Origin of the sequence: Bradyrhizobium sp. CCBAU 25360, assembly GCF_028128695.1 — a bacterium.
Taxonomy (GTDB): domain Bacteria; phylum Pseudomonadota; class Alphaproteobacteria; order Rhizobiales; family Xanthobacteraceae; genus Bradyrhizobium; species Bradyrhizobium ottawaense.
The window spans coordinates 40876-54499 of the sequence record NZ_LBJA01000044.1; the positions used below are offsets into that span (position 1 = coordinate 40876).

The window sequence follows — 13624 nt, forward strand, 5'->3', positions numbered from 1 at the left end:
TAGACACTTACGGCGCGAGGTACCGCAGAAGTTCGGGATTACCGCGGACGTCCCCTGCTGCGCCCTGCAGCGCGATGCGGCCACGATCGAGTATGTATGCGTGGTCCGCGACCCGCAATGCGAGATCGAGGTGCTGCTCGACAATGATGACCGCGATCTCCTTCGCGAGTTCCGTCAAGCGTTCGGTGATCTCCTCGATCACCCCGATCCAAACTCCCTCGGTCGGCTCATCTAGCAGCAATAGTTTTGGGTCTCCCAGTAGGGCGCGCCCGATCGCTAGCATCTTACGCTCGCCACCCGAAAGTGTGCCCGCTGCCTGATCAAGGCGGTGGCCGAGCTTAGGAAACATCGTCAGGACGCGGTCAATCGCTGAAGCGTTGGTGTTAAAGAGTGATCCCACCGCGAGATTATCCCGCACCGAGAGGCGTGCGAACACCGAGTGCTCTTGCGGCACATAGCCAATGCCGGCGCGCACACGCTGCTCAGTTCGAAGACGGTTGAATGCCTGGCCATCAAAGACCACCTCGCCTCTCCAGCTTGGTAGCTCGCCGACAATGGCTTTCATCAACGTGGTCTTTCCTGCACCGTTACGGCCAAGTACGGCGACACCGCCTCGCCAGGGAATGCCGATGGTCAGATCAAACAGCACTTGGCTGCGCCCGTACCCAGCGTCAAGATGCCTTATGTCGAGGAACTGTTTCTTAAGCACGGCGTAAGTAGATCTCCTGGACACTTTTGTTGGCCTGGATCTCGGCCACGCTCCCTGTCGCCAGCACCCTACCTTGGTCAAGGACCGTGAGGCGGTCGCAGATGTCGCGGATGAAATCGAGATCGTGCTCCACGATGACGATGGAGCAATGCTGTTTGATGGGCCGCAAGAGTTCGCCGGTGACGCGGCGCTCCTCAAGGCTCATGCCTCCGGTAGGCTCGTCCAACAGCAGGAGCTGTGGCTTGCCGGCGAGCGCCATCGCAATCTCTAGCCATTGCTGCTGGCCATGGGAAAGCGTTGCGGCGGCATCGAACGCACGATCGGCGAGACGGAACTGGGTCAACATCATCATGACCTGATCGTGGAGCTGTCTGCGGCTGCGCGACAAGACAAGATCAAGCAGCGAGCAATGCCCTTGCAGCGCGAGGAGGATATTGTCGTAGAGCGTGAGGGTTGGCAGTACCGATGTGATTTGAAACTTCAGGCTCATGCCAGCTCGGGAGCGCTCGCTGGGCGTGAATGCAGTAATATCTGTATTGATGAAGCTGACCTTGCCCTGCGTTGGCACCTCCGCCCCCGCTATGCACTTCATCAACGTGCTCTTGCCCGAGCCATTTGGCCCGATCAATCCGTGGAACTCGTTCTCGCCGACGGTGAGCGCCGCCCCCTCGAGTGCTGTAAGTTTTCCGAAGATCTTGCGAATGCCTGCGGCTTCAAGAAGCGGCATGGTGCTGTGCCTTCTTCTTTTGCGCTTTCGCGGCGAAGCTGCCCACGCGCTCGCGCTCCGTGAGCATCATGCTGATAAGTCCGAGGGGCCGGAATAGGATCACGCCGAGCAGAAGCAGGCCCAAAATGATCGGCCAAATGTCCCGGTAATTGCCCGACAGCCAAAAGGATAGGCCTTCGACAATAGCCGTTCCGATCACCGCGCCGATCAGCGTACCCGAGCCGCCGAACAGCACGTAGAGCACGACTTGGGTGGAGACAACAACGCCGACCATATTGGGCCAGACAAAACCCTCCTGGGAAGCGTAGAGGCTGCCGGCCAAGCCTGCGATGGCGCCGCCGATCGCGAACACTATGACTTTCAAATGTTGTGTCTTGTATCCGAAGAAAGCGATGCGCTGCTCGTTCTCGCGCAGGCCGGCGAGCGCGAGTCCGAACTGCGAGCGCACCAGAAAGCGGCATGCCAGGTAGACAGTGACGAGAAGCCCCAGTGCAAGATAGTAAAACACCGGCCCTTCCGAGAATTCGTAAGTGCCGAGCGTCATCGGCGGAATCGAGGGAATGCCGTTCTGGCCACCGAGGTAGTACCAGCCGCGAGCGAGACGATCGGCGGCATAGGCACCGGTAAGAGTCCCGAGCGAAACGAAGATCACGCTGGCCGGATGCCTGCCGAGGAGGAGAAAACCACCGAGCAGCAACGCGAAGACGAGACCGATCAGTGTGCCTGCGGGCAGCACCAGAAGGATCGAGGTGATGTCGAGGTCGCGTGCAAGCAACGCAACGGCGTAGCCTGCCGAGCCGAAGAAGAGGGCCTGCCCGAAACTCATGATCCCGGCATACCCCCACACTAGATCGAATGAGAGAGCGAAGAGCGCCAAGATCAGGACGCGGGTCGCAAACACCGTAAGATAGTCGTGGAGCATCATCGGGAGCACTATTGCTCCAATAAGCACTAGCCCTTCGATGATGAGCAGGACTCGTCGCGCGGGTCTAACCCGTCCTGCAAAGGCTGTTTCACCGATTTCGGCCGCTGCAAGATTGACTTCTAGTGTGGGCACCGAGGGCCTTTCTACCGCGCTCATGGCTTTATTGGTGGTTCGTCAGCATTCTCTGGGCTCGACAAGCCCGTTGCTGCGTTGCACGATTTCAAACTTCCCGCTCTTGCAGACCGCAGTGTACATGTTCATCCTACAGTGACGTTTGCCGGGAACCATCTCGGCCGGTCCGCCCGGACCTTCCGCGATCTTGGCGTGATCGAGCGTTGCAGCGACTGACTCGCGATCGACCTTTCCAGCTTCCTTGACGGCGGCCTCCCAAAGCTTCAGCCCGCGGTAGGTACTGGGCGCGGCACTGCTCGCTGCAAACAAGGACTCTCCAGGATATTCCTTCTCATAGGCCGCGTGAATTCTGGCGGAGACCGGATCATCCTTTGCGACTGCTTTGTAATAGTCGAGACAACTTGCAAGCCCCTCCATCTCATTGGCAGCATGGAGGCTGAGATAATTTTCATCCTCATTCACGGCAGCAAGCCGTCCGCCGTTCTTGAGATATCCCGCTTCGGAAAGCTGCTTGAATAAGGGACCGACGCCTGGAGGAATGACGGTATTGAAGACGGTATCAGCTTTGTTCGAGATAATTGCGTGGACGGTAGCGGAGAAATCGATCTGGTCGAGAGGATAATACTCCTCGAACACGACCTCCCCGCCATTGGCTTCGATCAGTTTACGAGCATATGCGTTCAGGTTGCGCGGCCAGATATAGTTTGAGCCTGGAAGGGCAAACTTCTTGCCGCCGTTTTTGATTAGCCAAGGTATAAATGTGTCGCATTGCTGCGCCGGGGTGGCGCCGGTACAGAACAGGTATGGTGTGCATTCCTGACCTTCATAGAATTGCGGATAAATATAGAGCGTCTTGCCCCGTGAAACGATGACATCCTTGATGGCGTTGCGCATTGAGCTGGCGAGGCCGCCGAGGACCATGTCCACCTTGTCGCGCTGGATCAGCTTGCGCACATTACCCACCGCGATCGATTCATTGGAGGCGGTGTCTTCGATATAGAGCTCGATCGGTCGGCCCAGCAGTCCGCCGGAATTGTTGATCTCCTTGATCACCATCTTGGCAACATTGGCATCCGCCTTTCCGGCGAAGCCGATCGGGCCGGTGAGATCGATCGCGATGCCGACCTTGACCGGACCTTCGGCGGCGTTGGCCCAATCGGGCCGGATCACCCAGCTGCCGGCTCCTGTAGCGATCGCACCAGCCGTGAAAGCGAAGTTCGAAAGGAAACGACGGCGTGTAAGTTGGACGCGATCCACAATCATATGATTACACTCCCCTTTGAGCGATGAGGCCTTGCGGCCGACACTTGACGAAAATAATAGCAAGTACGAAGACGAGCACATCGGCGACGACCGGTGCCACAGCCCATGGCAGCGCCGCGCTGACAGCGCCGATGATGCCAGCGCCTGCTACTGGTCCGATGAAGGAGCCGACCCCACCAACCATGACCGCAACAAATCCCTGGATCAGAAAACGAACTCCAAGATCGGCAAATAGATCGAAAACGGGCACAATAAGCGCACCGGCGAGCCCCGCTAGCGCTGCACCGAAGGCAAAAGTAGCGCCATAGATGAACGTCGTCGAAACGCCAGATGCGCGCGCCAGAGCCGGGTTTTCAAGTGTCGCCCGAACGCGGAGGCCGAAGCTCGTGCGCGACAGCAGCAGATAGCAGGCTCCCAACACCAAGCCCGTGATCACGAGGATCGTAAAGCGCCAGGCCGAGATGTGCATGGTGGCGATACCGATAGATCCGCCAATTGGCTCCGGAACCGTCAGATACAAGCCGCCAATGAGGCCACGCACCGTTTCTCGGATGACGAGGCCGAGCGCATAAGTGCCGAGCATCGCCACGATGGGTGCCGCATAGAACCGGCGGATCATGAGCGCTTCGAGCATAAAGCCCAGCAATCCGACGAGAATAGGTGCGGCAGCCATACCGACCCACACCGGCAGACCATGATGATAGGCGAGATAAGTAATGTAGGCACCGAGCAACACGAACTCGCCTTGGGCAAAATTGAAGATGCCCATCATGCTCGCGATGACTCCGAGGCCCAGCACGATCAGGACCATGATCGCGCTGAAGCTCAGAATGTCGAATGCCGCCATGAATGTGTTAGTCATATAGATCCATCCGCGCGCCAGCGCAGCTCGCCTTACATCTTCTTCCAGTCACCTATTTGTTCGAAGGCATGGGCGGCACGGTAGATCGTGGATTCCTCGAAGTAACGACCGACGAGCATCAGGCCGACTGGCAATCCGTCGACCATTCCGCAGGGCAGTGACATGGCTGGATGATGCGTAATGTCGAACGGCGCGGTATTGGTGAACATTTCGATCGCGCGAGTGAAGTAATCCTCGCGGCTGGCATTGGAAGGCGGCAGCGGCGTTGCCTTCATCGGTGTCGTCGGCATGAGCAGGAGATCGTAACTCTCGAGGGCCTTGTCGTATGCTGCAGCGAGCCGGCGTGAGATGTTGAGCGCCTTGCCGTAAAAGCGGGATCCAAAGGTGTTGTTGATATAGGTGCCGAGCAGCAGGAACAGCTTGGTCGTCTCGGACAACGAATCCGCCTGCCGCCGCCAACCGCGATGGAAATCCATGAGCGACGTTGGATACAGATCGCCTCGGCTGACACCATAGCCGTCGCCGTACATCATGGTCTGGACCGCGCCCTCAGTTCCGATCGGCGTCCAGATCGCCGCTCCCAACAGATGCATCGGAATCGAGACGGTCTCAACGGTCGCACCGAGATCCTTAAACCGCTTGGCCGCCTCCCGCACGCACTCATTGACAGAAGCCTCCGCCGAAGGCTGCTCGAATCCTTCCTTAAGGATGCCGATCCTCATTCCTTTGATGCCGGCACCCAACGCTTTGGTGTATTCATCCACCTTTGGTGCCTTGATGCGCGAATCGTAGCCGTCGTCGCCGGCAATCACCTCCAGCAGCAGCGCGTTATCGGCTACTGTCGCCGTGATCGGTCCGGTGTGATCGATAAAGACCTCAATCGGCATGATTCCCGTGTAGGGAACGAGACCCCAGGTCGGCTTCATACCGTATGTGCCGCAAAACGAAGACGGCATGCGGATCGAGCCGCCTTGGTCGCCGCCGATCGCCATGTCGACCTCGCCGAGCGCGACCACAACCCCACTTCCGGAGGAGGAACCGCCGGCCGAATAGCCCTTCTTGTGTGGGTTGTGTACCGGGCCGGTTGCGTTGGTGTGGCTACCGCCGGAGAGACAAAACGCCTCGCAGTGGACCTTCCCGGCGATTTCCGCGCCAGCATCGAGCATGCGCGTCACGATCGTGGCATCGAAATCGGGTACGTAGCCTTCAAGGGTGGCACAGCCATTCATCATAGGCACCCCGGCCAACATGATGTTGTCCTTCAAGGCAACCGTCTTGCCTTTCAACTTTCCGCTGGCGGCCCCCTGGATGGTGGTCTTGCGGTACCAAGCGTTGCGCGGATTTTCGTCCGAAGATGGCCTATAGCCAGGGGTCCGTGGATATTTGACCGCCGGCAATTCGTCGGGCATCGCAGCGACGAGATTGTACGATTCGAGCGTGCCCTGCATCAGCCCCCGGAAGGAGGCAACGTCTTCATCGGTCAGCGAGAGACCACACTGTTGGGCGATGCTGCGAAGCTGGATGGGGGTTGGAAGGGCGACTGACATGGGCTTTCCTAAAAATTTATCCTGGTATTTAGACGTGCCGCCTATTGATTATTCTACGATGGCCGCGTCCCCGCCATTCTGAGGAGCAAGTGCATCCGCCACAAAGAGGGCGCGCAAAGGGATGTGAGTAATATTGGGTAAAGCAGCTCGCACTCATCTATTGCTCGTGCAGAGCATTGCGGAGCTGCCGGGCCGTCAAGCCTTGCCGCTTCCTGTCTCGGTTAGCGCGAGCGTCTTGTTTTTCGATCGAGCGGCCGGACGAGCAAGCCAGCGCGATCAGCTTAGAGTTGCAGTGTGGCAGCCATCTGACAGAGCCCAATGCACTCCCAAGCTCCCCACCCCGGCTCGTTGACCTTGACTAACAAGCTCCACCGCAGGAAGAACCCGATGTGCTCCAAAGGGTGAGTAAATGTGGCAAGCAGAAAGATATTTATTCAAGTCCCTTCGGCCCGCCTCCAAGTGCGGGGGGCGGTGCCGGTGCTACGCTTGAACTCGCGACTGAAGTGATAGACGTCGCAGAAGCCGCAGCGTTCAGCGATAGTCCCGAGGCGTGCATCAGTTTCCAAGAGTAGCCTTTGTGCCATCATAATACGCTCTCGGATCAGCCAGCGCCTCGGGTTGATCTGCAAATACTTTTGGAATAGGCGCCGCGTTTGTCCGGGGCTGAGACCGGTGACGGAGGCCAGCTCATCGGCATGCCAAGGTCGCTCTGGCGCGTGCTGCATCTCTGAGACGATGGCGCGCAATGGGGCGGGAAGACGAGATTCACCGTGCCTGGGTGAAGGCGCTGCTATCAAGTGCAACAGCTCCGACACTATGTGATTGAGAGCCATATCGACGTTATCATCTCTCGCGCGCAAGACATCAAACAACTCATCGAACCATCGTTCAATCTCGCTCGGCTTCAAGATCGTCGTGAGGGTTGGGCCGTCGCCGAACACCTTGCGCCGAATGGCCGCACAATTGGGTCCATCGATCCGCACCCATAGAACGGTCCAGGGATCGCTCTCATCTGGCCAGTGCGCATGCGGGGTCTCGTTGGCGATCCACATCAACTGATTGCGGCCAACACTTAATGTCCTCCCCTCGCTGGATACGAAACCACGACCCGCTTTGCAGAACAGAATGTCTTGGCCCGGATAGCTATCTCGCGCGATACGATGGTCCGGGGCAGTGATAGCTTTACCAGCTCGTAGCACCGTAAAAGCGCAGCGAATCCACGCGACGTCAGGAACGACGTACTGATGGCTCTCAGGAAAAAGCGTGCGCTGCAACAACTTTGACATGCGCGTTTTATATAAATTCAAGCGTACTTTGTCCATTTCCGCCGGCGAATTTCACATTTAGCCTGGCTAATAACGAAGAACAAGAACTCGCAGCCGCATTCCTGGACGCACGTTTTGTATCCTTTTAAGTTCGCTGCGAGGATTCACGGAGGAGACGGTGCTGACACTCACCGGCCCCAAACTGCGCCGGCACGATGAGCTTCTGATATTCCCGAGCTCATACGGCGCCGACGTTTGAGCGCTGACTTCAAGCATCATTTTAGGGGAGGACTTGATGACAAAGCCAAGAATCACCGTCGTCGGCAGCTTCGCAGTGGGGCTTACCATTCGCGCTCCAAACATTCCGGTCTTCGGCGTCACGATGCTGGGCAGCAGTTTCGATATGGGTCCTGGCGGCAAAGGATCGAATCAAGCAGTTGCGACTGCGCGATTAGGCGCAGAGTCATCATTGGTCGCCATCATTGGCAAAGACAAGTTCGCCGATATCGCGACAGACCTCTACAAGTCCGAGGGCGTCGACGCCGCCTATGTCAAGCAAATCGACGAAAGTCCCACGGCTGTTGGCTTCATCATCCTCAACGACCGGGGCGAGAACTTTATCATCATGGACTATGGTGCCACGAACGCTATGGATCCGGATTTTGTGGATCGTGCCGAGAGCCGCATTCGGGAAAGCGACGTCGTGATGGCGGTCCTCGAGCCTCCGGTCGACGTCGCAATGCGCGCCATGGAGCTGGGCCGAAAGCACGGCAAGAAAACTATTCTTAATCCAGCTCCTGCGGCGCCGCTTCCGGATGAGATTTTCAAGTTCATCGACTATCTTACGCCAAATGAGAGCGAACTTCGTATTTTGTTAGGCCTCAGGCCGGACGATCCGCGGCCTTCGCGGGAGCTCGTCGAGTTGCTGCGCAAGCGGGGCGCCTCCAATGTAGTTGTAACACTTGGCGACCGCGGCGTGCTCATTGTCACTGACACGATCGACACAGCAATCCCGGCCGCCGAAGTCGAGGTCGTGGATACGACCGGCGCTGGCGATGCGTTTAACTCAGGCTTCGCTGTGGCTCTGGCTGAAGGCAAGGACGTGATCGAGGCCGCACGTTTTGGGATTTGCTGCGGCGCTCTCGTCTGCACCAAACTCGGGGTTATTCCCGGTATGGCGACGCGCAGGGCTGTCGAGGACATGTACCGCAAAATTTTCGCCACGCGTTGATGAGGAGCCGGATGGCTGATCAGACAGCTTCCGACTGCCCTGTTGGCTTCGACCATCGTAAGCGTCGGCAATCGCGAAGTTCGAAGCGGTAGCAAAGCAGATGCGGAACGCCGGGTACCATCCCTTTTGCAAGAACCTAGCGAGTTGATTAGCAAGATGCCGCGAATTTACGATTGGACGGCGCGCGAGGCTGAGCGCACAGTGACGGTGGCCGACCTCCGCACGGCCCGAAAAGCGGGCAAACGCTACACGCAAGTAACCGCTGATACGGCGGACGAGGCGGCGGCGGCGGAAGAAGCCGGTATCGAGATGCTGGTGACCCGCGCCCCCAACGTGGCGGCCGTGCGCGCCGGCTCGAAGCGACTTTTCATCACCGCAGCGCTCGGCTTTACCGATGCCGCAACACAGGACGATATCTTACGCACCGCATTGAAGGCGCTGACCGACGGTGCAGATGCGGTGATCACCGCACGCGGCATGGCGACTGTCGCCATGCTGGCGGCGGAGGACATTCCGGTGATGGGTCACCTGGGGCTTGTTCCAAGGAAATCGACCTGGGTGGGAAAGCTTCGCGCTTTCGGCAAGAACGCGGACGAAGCGTTGGAGCTTTTCAGTCGCTTCCGCCGTCTTGAGGACGCCGGTGCGTTCGCGGTGGAATGCGAGCTCGTTCCTGCGCGTGTCATGGCCGCAATCCAGCCACGGACGGGCCTAGTCACGGTTTCGCTGGGTTCTGGACCGAGTGCGGACGTCATCTTTCTGTTCACCGCCGACATCTGCGGCGAAGAAGAGCGGCGCCCTCGGCATGCGAGGGCCTACGGAGATCTTCGCGCGCTACGGCAGCGCATCAAGCAGGATCGCGTCAACGCCCTTCGCGCCTTTCGGACGGACGTTGAAGCGAACTCGTTCCCCGGATCTTCCGAGGTCGCCACGATTGGAGACGACGAGTACGGGGCATTCATGACGGCACTCGAGGAGACGCCCCGGTAGGGCCTCCCTTCGCTAGCCCAACTGTTCGTTCTAAGCTCTGAAATATCTCTTCTAAGGAGGCATCTGTGGATGACGCCCTGTTCGGTAAGAGGGACAAGCGCGGACACTGGACACCCAACAAGAAGCTGAAGCGAGCGCCGCTCTTTGTATGGCCTACGCAACCGCTGAAGCTTCTACGATTCTTATTTGGCTATCCGGGATACCTTTGGCCTTGGAACGCACTTTATTGCGCGGTCGCCGCTATCTCGTGGCTCTATCTCACGCCCGCGCTCGAGACAATGCGGGATTTCCGTTGGCAGTGGATCGCTCTCATCTTCCTCCGGAACGCAGGACTGACGGTCCTGCTCTACGGCGGATTCCACACTGTCCTCTACATCCAGCGTCGGCAACAGAAGCAGTTCAAATACAATGCCAAATGGCCCGACATCGAAAATCCGACGTTCTTGTTCGGTAACCAGACCGCCGAGAACGTTTTCTACACGCTGGGCGCCGGGGTGCCGATCTGGTCTGCCGTTGAAGCGGTGACGTGGTGGGGATACGCGAATGGCTACATGCCATGGGTCGCGTTTGCCACCCATCCCGTCTACTTCATCGTGCTTCTCATGCTTGTTCCAGCTTGGCGAGAACTGCATTTCTACCTCATCCATCGCCTGCTCCACATGGGGCCTCTTTACCACTGGATCCATAAGATTCACCACAACAACGTCAATCCGGGGCCCTGGTCTGGCCTGTCCATGCACCCGGTCGAATCTCTATTTTACTTCACGGGAGTATTGATCCATCTGGTCGTGCCATCACACCCGCTGCATTCAATGTTCCAGCTCATACACGCCGGATTATCACCCGCGAAATCCCATGTTGGCTTTGACCGCATGTATCTCGACGACGAACATGCCGTCGATACCGACAACTACTATCACTACTTGCATCACAAGTACTTCGAGGTGAACTACGGCGAGAAGCGCATCCCTCTGGACGAGTGGTTTGGTACTTTCCATGACGGCTCGCCAGAGGCCGACGAGGCTCTCACCAAGCGTATCAAGGCCAAGAAGTGGGCCCGTGGATAAGGGTAGCGAATGGGAGAACCGCGATTTGCCCTCCACTCTAAGTTCAGGAATAGGGGAAAAGACATGGTGACGACCACAGGTGAATGGGTGGCGGCTTGTCCGGCCGAGGCGGTGCGGCCGGAAGAGGCGCTCCGTTGGGACCATGCAGGTGCGAGTTTTGCGATCGTTCGGTCGCCCGACGGAGCCTACTTTGCGATCGACGGTCACTGCACCCATGAGAAGATCCACCTGGCGGATGGCATCGTCGATGGAAATATTATCGAATGCCCCAAGCACTTCGGGACCTTTGACTACCGGACCGGTGCGGCCCGGACGCTTCCAGCTTGCATCGACCTGCGCAGCTACGAGGTGAAGGTCGAGAACGGCACCGTTTTCGTCAAAATCTAAGCGGACCAAATACGCGGGAATGCGGGACGATGTCAAAGCGGAGTTTGCTCATACTCCAGTCACTCTGGGCAATGGAACGGCGCCAGCCCGACGGAATCGAGCGTTCGATCGACCATAACATCGCGATGATCCAGGAGGCCGGGTTCGATGGCATCAGCACCTCCTGTACCGATCCTGCGCAGGTTGCCCTGGTTGCGCGCGCCTTGGCCGGCTCGGGGCTTGCCGTCGAGGGCGTGTGCTTTCCGCAGACGATCGACCACTTGAAAAACGCCATTGATCTGGCTCGGGATCTCGACGTCCTGCATCTCAACGTCCAACCGGACATCCGCCCGCGCCGTCTCGCCGACTGTATCCCGCTGCTGGAGGGCTGGATCAGGGTGGCGCAGGATGCGGGGATGCCAATCTACTTCGAAACGCATCGCAACAGGATGACGACGGATCTTCTCTTTACGCTCGACCTGCTGGATCTGGTCCCAGAGATGCGATTGCTTGCTGATCTCTCGCACTTCTTGGTGGGCCGCGAATTCTGGTATCCGATCTCAGACGAAGACGAAGCCCTGGTGCGCCAAGTACTCGACCGCACCTGGGCATTTCATGGCCGCGTTGCGTCCCGCGAGCAGATACAGGTCGAGATTACATTTCCCCAACACAAGATGTGGCTCGATCTGTTCCTTCGGTGGTGGAAATACGGATTTAAGAGCTGGCAACGGCGCGCTCATGCGGACGCCTGTCTGTCTTTCACATGCGAACTTGGCCCGCAGCCTTATGCAATCACCGATCGCGATGGTAAAGACACCACGGACCGTTGGCAGGAAACTCTCCTACTCAAATCACTGGTGCGCAATCTTTTTGAGGAAGCGATAAACGGTGAGCGGCCGCCGGCCGGAAATGGATTAGTCGCGTGAGTGATCAATCGGCAATCGTGATCGTTGGGGCGGGTGAGGCCGGAACGGCCGCTGCTGTCGCTCTGCGGCAGGCAGGCTGGCGAGGCATGGTGGTCCTTGTCGGCAATGAAACAATGCTTCCGTATGAGCGCCCACCTTTATCGAAGGGGGTCCTGATCGACGAGATCAACCCTGGGCCAAAGTTGATTGTGACATCGGAACGGTTTGCCGAGCTAGAGATCGACTATCGCCAGGGGAGTGAAGCGGTTTCAATTGATCGCGCGGCGAACATGGTCGGGCTCTCAGACGGATCAGGGATAGCGTACCACCGGCTCCTGCTGGCGACGGGAGCCCGACCTCGAAAACTGCTGGTCCCTGTCGCCGAAGGAGTGAAGGTGGCGACATTGCGGACGTATGAAGACGCCGCGCGCATCCGCCGGGCGATCGGTCAGGGATGCAAGGTTGTCGTGATCGGCGGCGGATTCATCGGGCTTGAGGTTGCCGTGAGCGCGGTCTTAAGAGGTGCGTTGGTCACGATACTTGAAGCAGGACCGCGGCTGCTGACACGGGCTGTGCCGGCTCCGATGGCCGAAATGATCAGAGCCAAGCATGAGCGAGCTGGCGTACGCATCGAGACAAGTGCCACTGTCGAGCGCATCGATTTCAGCGAAGGAAGGTCCAACGTGGTGATGGCCGGTGGTCGCTCCTATGAGGCTGACTTGGTGATCGTAGGGATCGGAGCAACGCCGAATGTCGACCTTGCGCAAGCTGCCGGACTGGCGGTCGACGATGGGATCTTGGTGGACGAGACGCTCGCAAGTTCGGATCCGAGCGTTTTCGCGGCGGGGGATTGCTGTTCGTTTCCACATCGCCTCTACCGAAAGCGGGTCAGGCTGGAGGCATGGCGCAATGCCCAGCGGCAAGGCGCGGCGGCCGCGGCAAACATGATGGGCGAGAACCGCCCTTACGAAGACGTCCCCTGGTTTTGGTCAGATCAATACGGCGAGACACTGCAAATCGTCGGCCTCTCTCCTGAGGGAGAAGCGCCAGTCATCAGAGATCTCGGCCCAAATGGCCAGATCGCGTTTTACCTAGCCGCCGACAGACGCCTCGTGGCCGCGTGCGGATTTGGCAGCCTGAGCTCCGTAGCGAGAGAGATACGCTTCGCCGAGATGATGATCAGCAGGCGGCTTAGCCCCGCGGTAGAGGCTCTCGCGGACCCCGCCATAAGCCTGAAGACTCTGGTGGTCTAGGAATTCAGCGTTCGGCACGGCATAAGAGTTAATCCTGAGGATCCCAGAAGGAAGTCGACGCCCGGAAGCGCTTGCCTTGCGAGGAAGCGGCGGCGCTTCGGAGCCCACCACGCTGAAGATAGTCGCATCGGACGAAAACCAATCCTGCTTTGGCCTCGAATGTTGCGCAAATGCGGAAGAAATGGGCAACGATAGCGGGCGCAAATTCAGCTCCCTGCCGCGCAGATGCGCAACAGGCTCCCAGCCTTGGCTCTTCTGAGGAATTCAGGGCAGGTTGGTCCTGTTCGCACTTGATGATCTCATAGACAAATGTGAATTTGGGACGATCGGCCAAAGGCGAACCGCCCTAGCGCGCCGCGATGGTGCGGCGCGCCCGCTTCATTCG

13 protein-coding genes are annotated in these 13624 nt (G+C 58.4%); 6 read left to right on the forward strand and 7 right to left on the reverse strand.

The features are described from left to right. Positions 1 to 7: 7 nt before the first annotated feature. The 7 genes from XH81_RS30760 to XH81_RS30790 all read right to left on the reverse strand — a co-directional run bounded on the left by XH81_RS30760 (position 8) and on the right by XH81_RS30790 (position 7451). Complete coding sequence (locus tag XH81_RS30760; protein WP_271596540.1) at positions 8 to 709, reverse strand: branched-chain amino acid ABC transporter ATP-binding protein; 702 nt, start codon at positions 707 to 709, stop codon at positions 8 to 10. Continuing rightward, complete coding sequence (locus tag XH81_RS30765; protein WP_271596541.1) at positions 702 to 1436, reverse strand: ABC transporter ATP-binding protein; 735 nt, start codon at positions 1434 to 1436, stop codon at positions 702 to 704. Before XH81_RS30765 ends, XH81_RS30760 begins: the two co-directional genes overlap by 8 nt. Further along, positions 1423 to 2517, reverse strand: coding sequence for a branched-chain amino acid ABC transporter permease (locus tag XH81_RS30770; RefSeq protein ID WP_271596542.1), 1095 nt, complete (start codon positions 2515 to 2517; stop codon positions 1423 to 1425). Before XH81_RS30770 ends, XH81_RS30765 begins: the two co-directional genes overlap by 14 nt. An 18-nt stretch (positions 2518 to 2535) precedes the next feature. Further along, on the reverse strand, positions 2536 to 3753 hold the full coding sequence (locus tag XH81_RS30775) for a substrate-binding protein (protein ID WP_271596776.1): 1218 nt from the start codon (positions 3751 to 3753) through the stop codon (positions 2536 to 2538). A 7-nt stretch (positions 3754 to 3760) separates the two neighbouring features. After that, entirely contained in the window at positions 3761 to 4618 is an 858-nt protein-coding gene (locus XH81_RS30780; protein WP_271596543.1) for a branched-chain amino acid ABC transporter permease, read from the reverse strand. A 32-nt stretch (positions 4619 to 4650) separates the two neighbouring features. Then, on the reverse strand, positions 4651 to 6165 hold the full coding sequence (locus tag XH81_RS30785) for an amidase (RefSeq protein ID WP_271596544.1): 1515 nt from the start codon (positions 6163 to 6165) through the stop codon (positions 4651 to 4653). Between the two features lie 434 nt (positions 6166 to 6599). Then, positions 6600 to 7451: an AraC family transcriptional regulator gene (locus tag XH81_RS30790; protein ID WP_271596545.1), complete on the reverse strand. Its 852-nt coding sequence runs from the start codon at positions 7449 to 7451 to the stop codon at positions 6600 to 6602. A 274-nt stretch (positions 7452 to 7725) separates the two neighbouring features. Here XH81_RS30790 and XH81_RS30795 point away from each other — a divergent pair, with 274 nt between their 5' ends. The 6 genes from XH81_RS30795 (at position 7726) to XH81_RS30820 (ending at position 13239) form a co-directional block, all read left to right on the forward strand. After that, positions 7726 to 8661, forward strand: a complete 936-nt coding sequence (locus XH81_RS30795) for a ribokinase (protein ID WP_271596546.1) — start codon at positions 7726 to 7728, stop codon at positions 8659 to 8661. Between the two features lie 156 nt (positions 8662 to 8817). Next, positions 8818 to 9648: a 3-methyl-2-oxobutanoate hydroxymethyltransferase gene (locus XH81_RS30800; protein ID WP_271596547.1), complete on the forward strand. Its 831-nt coding sequence runs from the start codon at positions 8818 to 8820 to the stop codon at positions 9646 to 9648. A gap of 65 nt (positions 9649 to 9713) precedes the next feature. Further along, entirely contained in the window at positions 9714 to 10715 is a 1002-nt protein-coding gene (locus XH81_RS30805; RefSeq protein WP_271596548.1) for a sterol desaturase family protein, read from the forward strand. A gap of 63 nt (positions 10716 to 10778) precedes the next feature. Continuing rightward, a complete protein-coding gene (locus XH81_RS30810; protein WP_271596549.1) occupies positions 10779 to 11102 on the forward strand; it encodes a MocE family 2Fe-2S type ferredoxin in 324 nt (107 codons plus the stop codon). Positions 11103 to 11131: 29 nt separating this feature from the next. Next, entirely contained in the window at positions 11132 to 12007 is an 876-nt protein-coding gene (locus XH81_RS30815) for a sugar phosphate isomerase/epimerase family protein (RefSeq protein WP_271596550.1), read from the forward strand. Continuing rightward, positions 12004 to 13239: an NAD(P)/FAD-dependent oxidoreductase gene (locus XH81_RS30820; RefSeq protein ID WP_271596551.1), complete on the forward strand. Its 1236-nt coding sequence runs from the start codon at positions 12004 to 12006 to the stop codon at positions 13237 to 13239. The genes XH81_RS30815 and XH81_RS30820 overlap by 4 nt, the downstream gene beginning before the upstream one ends. The last annotated feature ends 385 nt before the right edge of the window (positions 13240 to 13624 follow it).